The following is a 15,719-nucleotide window of genomic DNA, read 5'->3' on the forward strand; positions in this document are numbered from 1 at the left end:
TGTAAAAAAGAACCAATAAAAAACCCAGCCACAAGGCTGGGTTTTTTGAAAAGATACGAATTACTTCGCAGCTTCAGCCTGAGCAGCAGCAACTTCTTCTGCAAAGCTCATTTCAGCTTTCTTCTCAATACCTTCACCCACTTCGAAACGAACGAATTGAGCTACAACTGTACCCGTTGCTTTCAATACATCAGCAACTTTCTTGTCGTTGTCGATTACATACATTTGACGGTCAAGTGCAACTTCGTTCAAGTATTTCTCAACTGAACCACTTACCATCTTCTCAACGATGTTCGCTGGCTTACCAGATTCCAACGCTTTCGCTTCAGCAATTTCTTTCTCTTTAGCGATCAAGTCAGCTGGAACAGCTTCTGCATTTACAGCAACTGGGTTGAACGCAGCAACGTGCATTGCAATACCTTTACCAGTGTCAGCATCACCTGTGTAAGAAACAACAACACCGATTTTTAAACCGTGCTTATAAACAGCCAAGTTTTCGCCTTCAACGATTTGAGCACGACGAACTTGAATGTTTTCACCAATTTTTTGAACCAGTGCAACACGAGCTTCTTCTACAGTTGCGCCATCTTCAAGCTTAAGTTCAGCAATTTTTGCAGCATCAGTTTCATTTGCAGCAAGTGCAGCAGCAGCAACTTTATCAGAGAAGTTTTTGAAGTTTTCGTCTTTAGCAACGAAGTCAGTTTGACAGTTAACTTCAACAAGAATTGCTTTATTACCGTTTTGGATGATAGTGATCGCACCATCAGCAGCAATGTTACCTGCTTTTTTAGCAGCTTTTGCTTGACCTGATTTACGAAGGTTATCAATCGCAAGTTCAATGTCACCGCCTGCCTCTGTTAATGCTTTTTTGCATTCCATCATTGCAAGACCAGTACGGTCACGTAATTCTTTTACCATGCTTGCAGTAATTGCAGTCATGTTGATCTCCTAAAATCGGTAGAAAATAAATCTGTTCAACAAAAACGGCCCAAAGAAACTCTGGACCGTTTGCAATCTCGACGCTTAATTTGCCACCATTACATGTCGCAAAAATGACAAGCTTGCGTCAAACCGCATTAAGCCTCAGAAGCGTCTTTTGCAGCGTCATCGCCTTTAGCTTGTGCATTCGCTTGTGATTGAGCATATTCTTTACCAGCAAGAATTGCATTTGCCATAGCTGATGCATATAAAGTTACTGCACGGATCGCATCGTCATTACCAGGAATAACATAATCAACGTTATCTGGGTTAGAGTTTGTATCAACGATACCGATTACAGGAATACCTAAGTTTTTCGCTTCTTTGATTGCAATCGCTTCGTGATCAACGTCGATTACAAATAATGCGTCAGGTAAACCACCCATGTTTTTAACGCCGCCTAAAGCACGTTCAAGTTTTTCCATCTCACGAGTACGCTCTAAAGCTTCACGTTTAGTAAGCTTAGCAAAAGTACCATCTTGAGATTGAGTTTGAAGATCTTTTAAACGGTTGATAGATTGGCGAAGTGTTTTCCAGTTCGTCAACATACCACCTAACCAACGGTGATCTACATAAGGTTGACCAGCACGTTGAGCTTGTTCACGGATGATGTTAGAAGCAGCACGTTTAGTACCAACGAACAATACTTTATTCTTTTTGCTTGCAAGATTGTTAACAAAGTTCAAAGCATCATTTAACGCAGGAACAGTATGCTCAAGGTTGATGATGTGAATTTTGTTACGCGCGCCGAAAATATATTGACGCATTTTTGGATTCCAAAAACGAGTTTGGTGACCAAAGTGTGCGCCTGCTTGAAGAAGGTCGCGCATGCTTACGTTGTAATCTGCCATTTTCTTTACCTTAAAGTTTGGGTTAGGCCTCCATATATCCGCATTCTCCACCTATTGCTAGGCACCCAGAGTAATGTGTCGATATATGTGCGGATTTTTGATAACTATTCATCAGTTTTTCGCACAACTTTTATAAGCAAAATTGTAACGAAAAGCATTTGATAAAATAGGCGGCTATTTATACCATAGACGCTTGCAAATTACCAAAAGTTTTTAGAGATCATGAACACGACTTATACAGCTCCTCGTCGATTAATCAAAACGCCCGAAGAAATTGAAAAGATGCGTGTTGCAGGAAAACTGGCGGCTGAAATTTTAGACATGATTAAGCCGTATATTAAAGCAGGCGTAAATACCCTAGAACTTGATACAATTTGTCGTAATCACATTGAAAATGTACAACAAGCAATTCCAGCATGTGTTGGCTATGGCGCTGCACCTGGTCGCCCAGCATTTCAACATTCGATTTGTACTTCAGTTAACCATGTCGTTTGTCATGGTATTCCCTCTGAAAGTAAAGTTTTAAAAAATGGTGATATTCTCAATATTGATGTAACAGTCATTAAAGATGGTTATCACGGCGATACCAACATGATGTATATCGTCGGTGGAGAGACTTCTATTCTTGCAAATCGTCTCTGCCAAGTTGCACAAGAAGCTATGTATCGTGGTATGGCTACGGTTAAACACGGCTCCTATCTTGGTGATATTGGACATGCAATCCAACAATATGTTGAGTCTGAACGTTTTAGTGTTGTGCGTGAATATTGTGGCCATGGTATTGGCAATGTTTTCCATGATGAACCACAAGTTTTACACTATGGTCAGAAAGGTACGGGTATGCGCTTAGAAGCAGGCATGACGTTTACGATTGAGCCAATGGTCAATGCAGGGGTTTGGCAAACAAAACTTTTAGGTGATAAATGGACTGTGGTTACTAAAGACCACAAGCTTTCAGCTCAATATGAACATACCATTTTGGTAACAGAAACAGGCATCGAAGTACTTACTGCTCGCCCTGAAGAAGATTTATCGCGTTTTATGTAATTTATTTCGTTAAAGAAAAGCTACTTCGGTAGCTTTTTTTCATATTCATAATTTCTTCATTAATTCATCTAAATCAAACAAAAGTCTTCATAAGCATAACAATTTTAAATTTTAACTAAACAAACCATTTAGTAAAAAACGTTATTTTTATCAGAATAAAAAGTTCCTTATAAATCGGACATGGAGTCCTCACTATGAAAAAACGCATGCTATGCATTGCAGTAGGAATTGCTGCAACCCTACCCACTATGAGCTTTGCGGAGTCACCTTATTTTAGTTTAAAAGATGGAGATGGTTTCAAACGTTTCTCTCTTTCAGCTGGTTGGTTACATGCCATGCCACAAGGTTCTGCAAATCCTATTAATATCAATACGACTGTAGCTGAGGGAACACAATCTAAAGTAGGTGATGTGTCTAAACAAGCCGTACTAGATGCAGCAGTCAAAGATTCCAATCCTATCGTTTACGGTGCGATTAATTTATGGCCAACCGATACTGTATCGGGTCTTGCAACAGGTACAGCTACCATTAAAGGATTATCTAACTGGCAAAGCCAAGGAACAGGTTTAGAAGCAGACAATGTAGATACCGTTGGTATTATGGCAAATTATCACTTTACTGATAATTTATCTCTAGAGATTAAGGCCGGAATTCCTCCAAAAGTTGATATTAAAGGGAAAGGCGACATATACGCGCCATTAAGTGGATCAGCAAGTACTATTTTAGGTGATATTGACTTAAAACAGGATCTTCATATCACAGATCTGACCCAAGGAGGCAAAGCAGCAACTGCACGTGCTTGGCTACCTGCGGTAGAACTCCATTACCAGTTTGGTAAATCAGGCGTCAATAAATTCCGACCTTACGTTGGAGCAGGTGTGATGTATGCTTATTTTAATGATCTTAAAATGAACTCGGGCATAGAATCTGATTTAGTAAAAGCTGGTCACATGATCCAAAATATCCATGACGGCAAAGCAGGAGCTGCCTTAGATGGTAAGACATCATCAGCAGATCCTATTGTCGAATTGGAAGCGACTGATACTTTTGCTCCGATTGTCACAGTAGGCGCAACTTATGATTTCAATCCAAATTGGTTTGCCGTTGGGTCAGTTTCTTATTCAAAAATGAATAATGAAGCAAAAATTTATGTGACTGACCGCAATACAGGTAAAGAGTTGATCCAAGCAAATACTAAAATTGATATAGACCCACTTATTACTTATTTAGGCGTTGGCTATCGTTTTTAGACAAAACTTTAAAAACAGCTTCGGCTGTTTTTTTATTTATCGCCACCTTTTAAATCATCATTCATAAAAAACATGCACCAATTGCAATCATTTTCGAAATAATGAAGAAACATAAATATCAATAAAGCATATGAGATTCATTGATAAATAGCATTCATCAATACAAATAATATTATAAATATAATTATATATTTATAATCATGTAGTTAATTTTAAATTTTGATCAAATTTATTTTTTGGCACACCCCTTGCTTAGTAAAAAGCATCATGAATCAACGATGATTCATAAAAAAATTTGCTGACGGCCAATGAAGTCCGTTCTGTTCGGTTTGTGTATGCAGAAATATTGCATAGCAAAAATATATTTCGTTCAGTTCAGGGGAAGGTTATGTCTTCAAAAATGAATCTAAATGCTAAAAAAGCAACTGAAATAAAATTATTTAGCTTTTCAACGCCTGCCATGCGTGCTTTTCATATGACTTGGCTCGCATTCTTTGTATGTTTCTTCGCTTGGTTTGCTTGTGCACCCTTAATGCCAGTCATCAAAGGTGAATTTAATCTAACCAAAGACCAAATCGCAAACATCAATATCGCTGCGGTTGCAATCACAATTCTGATCCGACTCATTGTTGGCCCACTCTGTGACAAGTATGGACCACGCAAAACCTATACTGCTCTTCTCATTGTTGGCAGTATCCCTGTTTTCGGTGTTGCAGCAGCAAATACTTATGAATCGTTCTTGTTTTTCCGTCTCTTGATTGGTGCAATTGGTGCGAGCTTCGTCATCACCCAGTATCATACTAGTGTCATGTTTGCACCTAATGTTGTTGGCACAGCCAATGCGGCTTCTGCAGGTTGGGGAAATGCGGGTGGAGGTGCAACACAAGCAATCATGCCATTAATTCTCGGTGCAATTGTGATGTTTGGCGTTGAACAAGCAATGGGTTGGAGAATTGCGTTGCTTGTACCTGGCATTATGATGGTAATTGTTGGTGTACTTTATTGGAAACTTACACAAGACTGTCCACAAGGTGACTTTAAAGAATTACGTGCAAACGGTGTTGAAGTTGGTAGCGGTAAAAAAGGTGGTGTTGCTATCTTAATGCAAGCTGCTCGTAACTATCGTGTTTGGATTCTATTTGTTTCTTACGCAGCATGTTTCGGTATCGAAATCTTCATTCATAACATTGCCGCAATGTACTATGTTGACCACTTCAACATGGGTTTAAAAGAAGCAGGTTTAACTGCGGGTATCTTCGGTCTACTTGCCTTATTCGCTCGTGCTTTAGGTGGAATTGTTTCAGATAAAGTTGCGATTTCAAAAGGTTTAGATGGTCGTACAAAAGTATTATTTATTCTTATCTTATGTGAAGGCTTGTTCCTGATTCTCTTCTCACAAATGAATACTGTAGCTCTTGCTATTATTAGCATGACTGTCTTCGCGCTATTCACGCATATGTCTTGTGGAGCAACTTATGCTTTAGTTCCTTTCATTGACCGTAATGCACTTGGTGGTGTGGCGGGCATTATTGGGGCTGGTGGTAATGTTGGTGCGGTTGCAGCAGGCTTCCTACTTAAAGGCTTACTAGATGTTCAAACTTGCCTCATGATTTTAGGTGGTCTTGTAACTGTGGCCGCTTTCGGTGTCATTCTCATCCGCTTCTCTGTAGAACATAAAACGAAAGAACAACAACTGTTTGACCAAGCTATGCTTGAACGCAACTCTATCACCTCTTAATCATCATTCACTTAGTGCGGGGAAACTTACCTTTCCCCTGCACAATCAAAATTAAATCCAGAAATTATAATCTCTCAGGGGTCTCAATATGAAATTGAATCTTCTTAGCTTTGCTATGCTCAGTGTTTTAACAACTACGACGTTTGCCGCAGATAACTTTTTAAGTCAAACTCAATTTTCTCTCGATAGTCGCCTACGTTACGAATTAGTTGACCAAGATAACCAACTAAAAAATGCTGATGCTTGGACTTTGAGACTACGCCCTTCACTGGAAACTGGCTCTTGGCATGGCTTAAGCGCATTTGTGCAAGGAGAAGGAACTGTCGAAATTAATGATCATTTCAATAGCACACGTAATGCTGAAACAAACTACAGTACAGTCCCTGATCCTCAAAACCTACAATTGAATCAAGCTTATTTAAAATATGCTTATAGTCCAAAGTTTGATTTAAGTATTGGTCGTCAAGCTATTAATTTAGATAATCAGCGCTTTGTAGGCTCCGTAGCTTGGCGTCAAAATGATCAAACCTTTGATGCGATTAGCTTAAATATTAAACCTTGCAAAGAGTTTGGTTTGTATTATGGCTATATTGATCAAGTCAATACTATTTTTGGTAGTGAAGATGTAAAACCTAAATTTGTAGCAGCCCAAGATGGTAAACAAAACAGTCAAATTCACTTAATTCAAGCTAAAATGAATTACAACCCATTGTTGAACGCAACACTATATGGGTATTTGATGGATTTCGAGGATTTAAGTGCTTGGTCAAATCAAACCTATGGCTTACGCTTAACAGGTAAGAAAAACAATTTTAGATACGTTGCTGAATATGCCAAACAAAGTGAATATGCTGAACAACCTATAAATTATGATGCTGATTATTATGGATTAGAATTAGGTTATAGCATCACGGATAAAGGCTCAGCACTGGGTGAAATCACACTTGGCTATGAAGTGCTTGGTAGTGATGATGGAAAAATTGCATTTCAAACCCCATTAGCGACTAAACATAAGTTTAACGGATGGGCTGACTTATTCTTGGCAACGCCCGTGAATGGTTTAACTGACTTGTACATTTCATCAAGTTTTAATGTATTTGATAAAGGTAAATTAGGCACTGAACTACATCAATATCGTAGTGATGAAAAAAATATGAATTATGGTCAAGAATTCTCTATTTCTTATTCTCATGCTTTGCCTATTAAAGGTTTGTCTGCCCTAGCAAAATTCTCAGATTATCAAGCGGAAGAGTTTTCTGTAGATACTCAAAAGTTATGGTTGCAAATGGATTATAAATACTGATATTGAATCGTTGTAATCTAATTATAAAAAAACTGTCATCAAATCATCAAATTTCGATGGTGTAATAAAAAATAAAAAACTCCAAAATTTGCAAAAAGCTTGCTGATCGACCTTTATCAGCAAGCTTTTTTCTTTTCATAAATAAAAAGGCTACCTCAGTAGCCTTTCATATTCAAATTAAATCATAAGATCATATTAGTCTTGAGGCTTAGGCAATGGGATATATTGCGACTGCGCGTTTTGTTGGGTTTTTCTCTCTCCAACTTTAACTTGCATGCTCTGTTGCTTACCATCGCGTTCAACCACCACATCAATCACACTTTGTGGTGCTTGCAATGCAACATAGTTGATTAAATGTGAAGCTGAAGTAATTTGCTCATTATTGACTTGAATAATTTTATCGCCGCGTTTTACACCTGCAGCATCTGCTGGACCATCACGCAAGACATCAGCAACAACGACTCCAACAGGTTTCGCAGCCAATACGTCCTCATCCATGGTATTAGGAATTAAGCTAATACCTAACCAACCACGAACAACACGACCATCTTTCAAAATTGAATTTAATACTTGCTGACAAATTTTCGCTGGAATTGCAAAACCAATCCCTAACGAACCGCCTGATTGAGAGAAAATCGCAGTGTTTACGCCGATTAAATTCCCCGCAACGTCAATTAATGCACCACCTGAATTACCTGGATTGATCGCCGCATCAGTTTGAATAAAGTCTTCATAGGTATTGATACCTAAATCTGAACGACCTGTCGCCGAAATAATCCCTTGCGTAACTGTTTGTCCCACGCCAAATGGATTACCGATTGCAAGTACAACATCGCCAACTTCATTGCCACTGAGTTTAAACGGTAGGACAGGAAGCTTGTCTAACTCAATTTTAATCACAGCTAAATCAGTATCAGGATCTGTACCAATGACTTTCGCTTCAGCACGACGACCATCATGCAATGCTACCACAATATGCTCTGCCTGAGCTATCACATGATTATTCGTTAGAATATAACCATCTGCACGAACGATAACACCTGAACCTAAACTATTTTCATTTTGAGGCTGTTGAGGGGCTTGATTACCAAAAAACTCACGAAATACAGGATCATTCAATAAAGGATGATTCATCTGTTTCACTTTCTGAGTGGTAAAGATATTCACCACAGCAGGCGCAGCAACTTTTACGGCAGCACTATACGAAACAACACCACCTGTTCGAGTTGTATCAATCAGAGGTTCAACCTTTTCAGCAGGCATTTTGACGCCATCAGCAGCGACTGTTGGTTTCGGCTGATGTGATTTCTGCCAAGCCAGAAAACTAAATATAACAACAACGAGTAAAACCCAAGGTAACCATGTAAATGCACGGCGCACGTTTATTATCCTCTAGGCAAAATTATGTTATGGACAAGTTTATTTATTGAAGAAGAACAACTTTCAGATATTGTAAAGTAAATTGATTTAAAGCAATGTAAAAGTTAAAAAAGTTTTGTCTAGCTTTAGTTACATTCAAAAATATGGTTTTATGGATACTTGTATAGATGTAAAGCATTTGAGGAATCGCATGGCAAATTTGCATGACATTGTGCAGTGGTGTAATCAGACATTAAAAGCAAATGAGTTTAAGGACTATGCACCGAATGGGCTACAAATTGAGGGCAAGTCCAAAGTCAATAAAATTGTTTGTGCTGTCACTGCCTCTGAAGATGCCATTGATGCGGCAATTGCTCAACAGGCGGATGCCTTGCTGGTTCATCATGGCTATTTCTGGAAAGGTGAACCCTACCCAATCACAGGGATGCGTGGCAATCGCATTAAAAAACTCATTCAAAACAACATTTCACTGATCGCCTATCATTTGCCTTTAGACTCACATCCCACACTTGGCAATAATGCCGCAATTGCAGACTTAATCGGTTTACAAAAACTAGAAGCTTTAGATCCATTCGAAAAGCATCCGATTGGAAATATAGGCTATTTGGAAAGTCCATTAAGCCCAGAGCAATTTAAAACAAATTTACAGGCTATTTTTGATTTTAATGTGATTCATTTGCCGAGCGAGAAAACTCAAATCCAAAAAGTAGGATTTTGCACAGGCGGCGCTCAAGATTTTATTAATAAAGCAGCAGAAAAAGATTGTGATGCTTATATTTCTGGCGAAGTCAGTGAGCGCACTTTTTATGAAGCTAAAGAATTAGGGGTTCATTATTTTGCCTGTGGTCATCATGCAACGGAACGATATGGCGTACAACGTCTTGCTCAAGCAATTACAAATCAGTTTGCTGTAGAAACGATCTATTTTGAACTAAATAATCCAATTTAATAGAATTGACGAATCCGATTTTATTTATCGTTTTTAATTGAACCTTTATTGTATATCGTTCTTTAAAAGACTGCCCTATTATGTTTGGAATCATCTACAATAGAGCCACTTAACTTAAAACCCAGCAATTGCAAGGATTGGAACATGACAACCATTACTTTACCTGCACTTCCATATGGCTATGATGACTTAGCTCCGCACATTACTCGCGAAACTTTAGAATACCATCACGATAAACATCACAATACTTATGTTGTTAACTTAAACAACCTAATCAAAGGCACTGACCTTGAAGGTAAAACTTTAGAAGAAATCATCAAAGCATCTGCTGGCGATGCTTCTAAAGCAGGTATCTTTAACAATGCTGCACAGGTCTGGAACCACACATTCTACTGGAACAGCATGAAACCAAATGGTGGTGGCAAGCCTACAGGCGCAATCGCAGCTAAAATCGAAGAAGCTTTTGGTAGCTATGAAAAATTTGCAGAAGAATTTACCACTGCTGCAACAACTCAGTTCGGTTCAGGTTGGGCTTGGTTGGTTGCCGATGAAATCAATGGTAAATTATCAATTACCAAAACTTCAAATGCAGACACTCCGCTTGCTCATGGTCAAATTGCGGTATTAACCATTGACGTTTGGGAACATGCTTACTACATCGACTTCCGTAACTTACGTCCAAAATACATCGCAACTTTCCTAGAAAGCCTAGTGAACTGGGACTATGCAAATGCAAAACTTGCTGGTCAACCAGCAGGTGTTGAGAAATAATTTTTATTTCTTGAATAAAAACTGCCCACTTCGGGCAGTTTTTTTATAATTAAAAATTAAAAAGCATATTTATCAAGCAAACGATTCATTTTATTTATTATTCTTATTGACGCATCTGAAATTCATCCCTAAAATGCGCATCAGATTCTCCAATAGCTCAGTCGGTAGAGCGACGGACTGTTAATCCGCAGGTCCCTGGTTCGAGCCCAGGTTGGAGAGCCAAACTACTATTCTTCCATAGCTCAGTCGGTAGAGCGACGGACTGTTAATCCGCAGGTCCCTGGTTCGAGCCCAGGTGGAAGAGCCAAGATTCTAAAAAGCCCTGATCAATAATCAGGGCTTTTTTATATTAAACACAATGCATACCTTTTAAAATATATGGTCTTATCATAATGCGTCTTATATCGCCAGAAACTGCACCAAAATTTCAACTTATAGATAGCCATGGCAAAGTAGTTCGACTAGACTCAGGTAAACGCACTTTACTTGCATTTTTCCGTGATACAAACTGTCCTTTTTGTAATTTTAGAATTTTCCAATTAACACAACATTATAAAAAACTTTCGGATGAAGGCTTAGAAATCATTGCATTTTTTTCATCAACACATGAAGAAGTCAATGAATTTGTAAGAAAACGCCCTCGCCCTTTTACGATCGTCGCCGATCCTGAAAATATCGCCTATAAAGCTTATGGTATTGAACGATCAATGACACGCTCTGCTTATAGCGTTTTTCGACATTTCGTCTCATGGGTTTTAGGCATCAAAATAATTGGGGCTGAGGGTTTAAAAAAGAATCTACAAAATCCAAGTGATATTATGCCAGCAGATTTTTTAATTGATGAGCAAGGTTATATTATTGAAACATATTACGGTTCTGATGCTAGCGACCACATTCCATTTGAAAATATTTATAAATTTTTAAATGCTGATCAGAACCCTAAGTAGTCTACAACACCTCGTGTTTAATTGATTTATGCAAAAATGGTGTGTTTAGCGACTAGGCACACCGCTATGGAAACGGAACGTATCATCTGGCGTTAAAATTAGATTCTTTTCCACTTCACGGATATGTTCAATCCGCTGCTGAATATTTTCTTCTGGATCTTTAAGTTTGGCAGTTTTTGCAACATCCAATGCCAGTGCCAGATAATCCTCAAAATGACGAGATTCCGATTTAAGTAAGTAACGATAGTAACGTCCAAGTTCATCGTCTACAACAGGTGCCAGCGCATAGAAGCGCTCACACGAGCGTGCTTCGACAAATGCGCCAATAATCATCACATCAATCAATGCTTCAGGTTCATAAGTACGGATTTCTTTACGTAATCCACCTGCATAGCGCCCTGCACTCAAACCCTTCCACTCTTGGCCACGTTTGTTCATGAATTCCAAAACCTGCTCATAATGCAGCATTTCTTCACGCACCAATTGCGCCAATTTCACTTGCAGATCTGTAAAAAAGCTATAGCGGAACATCAGGTTCATTGCTGTACTTGCCGCTTTTTTCTCACAGTTGGCATGGTCTTGCATTAAGATGTCAAGGTTATTCACCGCTTCATCTAGCCACGCCTGAGGAGTGGTACAACCTAAAAATGCAATGACAGGTTGCATTAACTCATCATAATTTACACTACTCATCAACTTATCTCGCAGCAGCCTGAATCGCTGCTTTCATATCTGTTACTGCTTGAGTCAAACCAACGAATACACTATCGGCAATAATCGAATGACCAATATTGAGTTCATAAATTTGTGGAATTGCTGCAATTGCTGCCACATTATCCAAATTCAAACCATGCCCGGCATTCACAACCAAACCTTTAGCTGCTGCATATTCAGCACCTTTGATAATACGAGCTAATTCTGCTTGTTGCTGCTCAGCTGTCTCGGCATCAGCATAAGCACCCGTATGGATTTCAATGGTTGGTGCACCACATGCGACGGCTGCGTCAATTTGTGCAAAATCTGCATCGATAAACAAAGACACATCACTACCAATCGCTTTCAGTGCTTCAGTTGCCGCCTTCACTTTTTCAAAATGCCCAATCACGTCCAATCCACCTTCGGTGGTCACTTCCTGACGGCGTTCAGGCACGAAACACACATGCTGGGGTTGAATCTCTTTGGCAAACGCAACCATTTCATCAGTTACCGCCAATTCCAAATTCATGCGGGTTTTTAATAATGGACGCATACGACGTACATCATCATCTTGTATATGACGGCGATCTTCACGCAAATGTAAAGTAATCCCCTCAGCACCAGCCTGTTCACACAACAAAGCAGCCTGAACTGGATCAGGGTAAGTTGTACCACGTGCTTGTCTTAATGTCGCAACATGATCAATGTTTACACCTAAGATTGCAGCCATAAAAATATCCTATCGGTTTAGCCCTGAATCATTATTTTCAATACATCAGGAATATCAAGTTTGTGTACTTTGAATCCAAAGTTGACGGCTTTTCAGCGGTCGATCACCCAACAAGGCGCTAATCATTTGACGGTATAGTTTACCCAATAATTGCAATTGTTCGTGAGAAAAATCCTGCCCATCTTCATAACTTTGCATAGATGTAATCAATCTACCATCAAGTGTTGAACGCGAAGCTTGCGAAACTGGTAAAAAACCATCATTGAGCTGAAATTGATAATGCTGGTTGACCTGAATGTCTTGTTGACTCGCATCTGTTGAGAAATCAATGGCGTAGCCAAGTTCCACCAATAGTACATGCTCAAATTGACGCAAAATCTGCCTAAGAAATACAGCAGCTTGTTCGTGTGTCGCCAATTGCTGTAACAGCACTAAAATTAACTGATATTGTTCAAATGTTTGCGGCATCATCTCTTCTAAGGGACATAGTCGCAATAGAATTTCATTTAAATAAAAACCAGCAAAAAATGCATCACCATGAAAGAATACAGGTTGATTCAGAATTTCCAGTTTTGTGAAGTTTTTTAGTTCAGATTTGCCCGTGGCTTGCAGACGAATTGGCTGATATTGTGGCGGTGGGGTCTGTCTTAGAATCCCATCCACCCGACCATATTCTTGTGTAAATAAATGCACAATATGGCTTTTTTCACGATATTTACGATGATGAATCAAATAACCATGTAGGACTTCATTGCGCATCATAGTACGAGACTAGTCCTTCTTTTTCTCATCCTTTTCTTCATCATCGCCATCGGGAATCACTGCGCCAACAACCGCAGCAGTTCCTTTAACAACACCTTTAGTGGTCTTATAAGCAACTTTAACAGGTACAGTCACAAGCTTGTGAATACAGCCTTGCAACATGAATACACATGTCACAATCGCGAGTATACGGATTGTTGTTTTCATACCTGTTTCCGTTATCTTAAATACGATTAAATATCGCTATAACCTAAGCTTTTTAACGCACGCTCATCATCAGACCAACCACCTTTGACTTTTACCCAAAGCGTTAGCATAATTTTTTGCTCAAACATTTTTTCCATATCTGTACGTGCATCCATGCCGATGCTTTTCAGCTTCGCACCTTTATCGCCAATCACAATAGCTTTTTGCCCTTGGCGTTCTACAAAAATGGTCGCATCAATATACGTACATGGCGGCTTTAAACGACCTGTTTTTTCATTTACTGCTACTTCTTCGGTTTTAAATGATTCAATTTGAACCGTTAAATCATATGGAAGCTCTTCACCTAACTGGCGCATTATTTTCTCACGAATGATCTCACTCGCAAGGAAACGCTCAGAACGATCAGTAATTTGATCTAATGAATACAAAGGTGGCTGATATGGCAAATATTTTTCAATCGTGTCACGCAAATGATCTAGATTTGCACCACGTAATGCTGAGACTGGAACAATTTCAGCAAAATTCATGAGCTTGGCACGCTCTCGAATCAGCGGTAAAGCCTCATTTTTATTTTCAAATGTATCCAGCTTATTGATCACGAGGATCACTGGCATATCGGCATTTTTAAGCTTTTCCAAAACCAATTCATCGTTTTGAGTCCACTTTTGTGCATCAACCACAAATAAAACCAAATTCACATCACGCAATGCAGAATGTGCAGCACGGTTCATCATCTTATTGATCGCACGTACTTCTTTCTTATGCATCCCAGGCGTATCTACGAATACAGCCTGTGATTTCTCACGCGAGTCAATACCCACAATCTTATGACGTGTGGTTTGTGGCTTACGTGAAGTAATAGATAGTTTTTGACCCAAGATGTGGTTCATCAAAGTTGACTTACCCACGTTTGGACGTCCAACGATTGCAACAAAACCGCTTTTGAAATCTGAAGGAATGGTCGTTCCTTGAGAACTAAAAAATTGATCAACTAGATTATTGCCATCTTGCTGTTCAGTTGCTTCCGGCTTATTTTCTTCTGAATGAGACATCAGGTTATTGCTCCAATAATTTTAAAATCTCTGCCGCTGCCGTTTGTTCGGCAAAACGACGACTTGAGCCCTCGCCTATAATTTTTGGCAATCCCGCTACATCACATTCCACTTTGAAATGTTGATTCGGGGCATCACCCTGAATATCTACAACCTCGTAAACTGGGAGAGGTTTTTTACGTGCTTGTAAATACTCTTGCAAACGTGATTTAGGGTCTTTCAGCTGATCTGTCGGTTCGATATGATCAAGATATGGTTCATACCATTTTAACACAATGCGTTCGAGCAAGTTGAGATCATTACTGTCTAAATAAATAGCACCAATAATGGCTTCAACCGTATCAGCCAGAATTGACTCTCGGTGGTGTCCACCTGATTTTAACTCGCCTGTGCTTAAAATTAATGACCGACTGAGTTGCAAATCATTTGCGATTTTTCCTAATGCTTCTTGTCGAACCAAAGTCGCACGCATTCGCGTTAAACGACCTTCATTTTCCGACGGATAGGTATTGTACAAATAATTTGCAACGATCATTCCTAATAATGCATCGCCTAGAAATTCTAGGCGTTCATAATTATGTTTATGGCTGACCGAACGATGGGTCAAAGCCAGTTTTAACAATTCAAACTGTTTAAACTGGTAACCTATTCGACCTTGCAGCCGTGTATCATTGAGCTTGTTTTGCAGATTTTTGGTCAAAAGTCTTCTCAAAATTCATAACTAAACTAATATTCAATACGAAGGGTTTACGCACTTCATACTTTTTCTTTACAACTAAATCGTCCTTATAAGTCACTTGAGCAATATTTGGAAAACGTAAGTCTCTCACATTGTTCATTTCCATTCTTTGCTCCATTTGAGCAGTAAATTTTGCTGGAGTCACATTATCAGGGCTCTCTTTTAATAATTCCTGAATCTGCGTATCAATAATTTTATCATCCCAATAAGCTGGCCAAATTGCGACTGCTGCTTTCACAGCCATCGCAAATAAAATCACTCCAAACAATATTGCGATATAAGATGCCCCTTGTTGAGATTTACGCATCTGCATACTTCC

The 15,719-nt window shown here is 39.1% G+C and carries 17 protein-coding genes and 2 tRNA genes; 9 read left to right on the top strand and 10 right to left on the bottom strand.

The genetic code is table 11. From position 1 onward, the window contains the following. Nucleotides 1–60: 60 nt before the first annotated feature. Together tsf and rpsB are read right to left on the bottom strand one after the other, a co-directional pair. A complete protein-coding gene (tsf, locus tag NO346_RS06010; RefSeq protein WP_087546794.1) occupies nucleotides 61–939 on the bottom strand; it encodes a translation elongation factor Ts in 879 nt (292 codons plus the stop codon). 137 nt (nucleotides 940–1,076) lie between these two features. Further along, nucleotides 1,077–1,829 carry a 30S ribosomal protein S2 gene (gene rpsB / locus NO346_RS06015; RefSeq protein ID WP_004661273.1) on the bottom strand — a complete coding sequence of 251 codons (753 nt, stop codon included), beginning with the start codon at nucleotides 1,827–1,829 and terminating at the stop codon, nucleotides 1,077–1,079. A 222-nt stretch (nucleotides 1,830–2,051) separates the two neighbouring features. Between rpsB and map the strand changes: the two genes are divergently transcribed. The 4 genes from map to NO346_RS06035 all read left to right on the top strand — a co-directional run bounded on the left by map (nucleotide 2,052) and on the right by NO346_RS06035 (nucleotide 7,167). Next, on the top strand, nucleotides 2,052–2,876 hold the full coding sequence (map, locus tag NO346_RS06020) for a type I methionyl aminopeptidase (protein WP_004661270.1): 825 nt from the start codon (nucleotides 2,052–2,054) through the stop codon (nucleotides 2,874–2,876). Nucleotides 2,877–3,070: 194 nt separating this feature from the next. Further along, nucleotides 3,071–4,126, top strand: a complete 1,056-nt coding sequence (locus NO346_RS06025) for an OmpW family protein (RefSeq protein ID WP_005161091.1) — start codon at nucleotides 3,071–3,073, stop codon at nucleotides 4,124–4,126. Between the two features lie 388 nt (nucleotides 4,127–4,514). Beyond that, the gene (locus NO346_RS06030; RefSeq protein ID WP_087544872.1) at nucleotides 4,515–5,864 is read left to right on the top strand and encodes an MFS transporter; all 1,350 of its coding nucleotides are present in this window, start codon (nucleotides 4,515–4,517) and stop codon (nucleotides 5,862–5,864) included. An 88-nt stretch (nucleotides 5,865–5,952) separates the two neighbouring features. Beyond that, nucleotides 5,953–7,167, top strand: a complete 1,215-nt coding sequence (locus NO346_RS06035; protein WP_256414592.1) for an alginate export family protein — start codon at nucleotides 5,953–5,955, stop codon at nucleotides 7,165–7,167. Between the two features lie 195 nt (nucleotides 7,168–7,362). Here the strand turns inward: NO346_RS06035 and NO346_RS06040 are convergent, their stop codons facing one another. Continuing rightward, nucleotides 7,363–8,547, bottom strand: coding sequence for a trypsin-like peptidase domain-containing protein (locus NO346_RS06040; protein ID WP_256414593.1), 1,185 nt, complete (start codon nucleotides 8,545–8,547; stop codon nucleotides 7,363–7,365). A gap of 190 nt (nucleotides 8,548–8,737) precedes the next feature. Between NO346_RS06040 and NO346_RS06045 the strand changes: the two genes are divergently transcribed. From NO346_RS06045 to NO346_RS06065, 5 genes are all read left to right on the top strand, one after another. Beyond that, complete coding sequence (locus NO346_RS06045) at nucleotides 8,738–9,496, top strand: Nif3-like dinuclear metal center hexameric protein (RefSeq protein WP_256414594.1); 759 nt, start codon at nucleotides 8,738–8,740, stop codon at nucleotides 9,494–9,496. Nucleotides 9,497–9,640: 144 nt separating this feature from the next. Next, complete coding sequence (locus tag NO346_RS06050) at nucleotides 9,641–10,267, top strand: superoxide dismutase (protein WP_256414595.1); 627 nt, start codon at nucleotides 9,641–9,643, stop codon at nucleotides 10,265–10,267. A gap of 146 nt (nucleotides 10,268–10,413) precedes the next feature. Next, a tRNA-Asn gene (locus NO346_RS06055) sits at nucleotides 10,414–10,489 on the top strand. A 9-nt stretch (nucleotides 10,490–10,498) separates the two neighbouring features. Then, nucleotides 10,499–10,574: transfer RNA gene (locus NO346_RS06060), tRNA-Asn, on the top strand. A gap of 85 nt (nucleotides 10,575–10,659) precedes the next feature. Beyond that, nucleotides 10,660–11,214, top strand: a complete 555-nt coding sequence (locus NO346_RS06065; protein ID WP_256414596.1) for a peroxiredoxin — start codon at nucleotides 10,660–10,662, stop codon at nucleotides 11,212–11,214. A 45-nt stretch (nucleotides 11,215–11,259) separates the two neighbouring features. On the opposite strand, the gene NO346_RS06070 is transcribed toward NO346_RS06065, so the two are convergent. From NO346_RS06070 to NO346_RS06100, 7 genes are read right to left on the bottom strand one after another with little or no spacing between them, the layout of a single operon-like run. Beyond that, the gene (locus NO346_RS06070; RefSeq protein ID WP_249569885.1) at nucleotides 11,260–11,907 is read right to left on the bottom strand and encodes a tRNA-(ms[2]io[6]A)-hydroxylase; all 648 of its coding nucleotides are present in this window, start codon (nucleotides 11,905–11,907) and stop codon (nucleotides 11,260–11,262) included. A 4-nt stretch (nucleotides 11,908–11,911) separates the two neighbouring features. Next, nucleotides 11,912–12,640 (bottom strand): pyridoxine 5'-phosphate synthase, encoded by a 729-nt coding sequence (gene pdxJ / locus NO346_RS06075; protein ID WP_256414597.1) that lies wholly within the window; start codon nucleotides 12,638–12,640, stop codon nucleotides 11,912–11,914. Between the two features lie 54 nt (nucleotides 12,641–12,694). Beyond that, the gene (locus NO346_RS06080) at nucleotides 12,695–13,402 is read right to left on the bottom strand and encodes a DNA repair protein RecO (RefSeq protein WP_256414598.1); all 708 of its coding nucleotides are present in this window, start codon (nucleotides 13,400–13,402) and stop codon (nucleotides 12,695–12,697) included. Nucleotides 13,403–13,411: 9 nt separating this feature from the next. After that, nucleotides 13,412–13,609, bottom strand: a complete 198-nt coding sequence (locus tag NO346_RS06085) for an NF038104 family lipoprotein (RefSeq protein ID WP_005292893.1) — start codon at nucleotides 13,607–13,609, stop codon at nucleotides 13,412–13,414. Between the two features lie 26 nt (nucleotides 13,610–13,635). Beyond that, nucleotides 13,636–14,661 (bottom strand): GTPase Era, encoded by a 1,026-nt coding sequence (gene era, locus NO346_RS06090; protein WP_256414599.1) that lies wholly within the window; start codon nucleotides 14,659–14,661, stop codon nucleotides 13,636–13,638. A 4-nt stretch (nucleotides 14,662–14,665) separates the two neighbouring features. Continuing rightward, on the bottom strand, nucleotides 14,666–15,361 hold the full coding sequence (gene rnc / locus NO346_RS06095) for a ribonuclease III (RefSeq protein ID WP_256414600.1): 696 nt from the start codon (nucleotides 15,359–15,361) through the stop codon (nucleotides 14,666–14,668). After that, nucleotides 15,330–15,707: a DUF4845 domain-containing protein gene (locus NO346_RS06100; RefSeq protein WP_004661247.1), complete on the bottom strand. Its 378-nt coding sequence runs from the start codon at nucleotides 15,705–15,707 to the stop codon at nucleotides 15,330–15,332. Before NO346_RS06100 ends, rnc begins: the two co-directional genes overlap by 32 nt. Nucleotides 15,708–15,719: the final 12 nt, after the last annotated feature.

This window comes from Acinetobacter sp. 5862, assembly GCF_024494585.1.
GTDB lineage: Bacteria > Pseudomonadota > Gammaproteobacteria > Pseudomonadales > Moraxellaceae > Acinetobacter.

Coding starts and splice junctions, on each gene's coding strand:
- NO346_RS06065 (WP_256414596.1), top strand. CDS start 10,660: ATGCGTCTTATATCGCCAGAAACTGCACCAAAATTTCAACTTATAGAT.
- rpsB (WP_004661273.1), bottom strand. CDS start 1,829: ATGGCAGATTACAACGTAAGCATGCGCGACCTTCTTCAAGCAGGCGCA.
- NO346_RS06030 (WP_087544872.1), top strand. CDS start 4,515: ATGTCTTCAAAAATGAATCTAAATGCTAAAAAAGCAACTGAAATAAAA.
- NO346_RS06070 (WP_249569885.1), bottom strand. CDS start 11,907: ATGAGTAGTGTAAATTATGATGAGTTAATGCAACCTGTCATTGCATTT.
- pdxJ (WP_256414597.1), bottom strand. CDS start 12,640: ATGGCTGCAATCTTAGGTGTAAACATTGATCATGTTGCGACATTAAGA.
- NO346_RS06080 (WP_256414598.1), bottom strand. CDS start 13,402: ATGATGCGCAATGAAGTCCTACATGGTTATTTGATTCATCATCGTAAA.
- era (WP_256414599.1), bottom strand. CDS start 14,661: ATGTCTCATTCAGAAGAAAATAAGCCGGAAGCAACTGAACAGCAAGAT.
- NO346_RS06085 (WP_005292893.1), bottom strand. CDS start 13,609: ATGAAAACAACAATCCGTATACTCGCGATTGTGACATGTGTATTCATG.
- NO346_RS06025 (WP_005161091.1), top strand. CDS start 3,071: ATGAAAAAACGCATGCTATGCATTGCAGTAGGAATTGCTGCAACCCTA.
- tsf (WP_087546794.1), bottom strand. CDS start 939: ATGACTGCAATTACTGCAAGCATGGTAAAAGAATTACGTGACCGTACT.
- map (WP_004661270.1), top strand. CDS start 2,052: ATGAACACGACTTATACAGCTCCTCGTCGATTAATCAAAACGCCCGAA.
- NO346_RS06100 (WP_004661247.1), bottom strand. CDS start 15,707: ATGCGTAAATCTCAACAAGGGGCATCTTATATCGCAATATTGTTTGGA.
- NO346_RS06035 (WP_256414592.1), top strand. CDS start 5,953: ATGAAATTGAATCTTCTTAGCTTTGCTATGCTCAGTGTTTTAACAACT.
- NO346_RS06050 (WP_256414595.1), top strand. CDS start 9,641: ATGACAACCATTACTTTACCTGCACTTCCATATGGCTATGATGACTTA.
- NO346_RS06045 (WP_256414594.1), top strand. CDS start 8,738: ATGGCAAATTTGCATGACATTGTGCAGTGGTGTAATCAGACATTAAAA.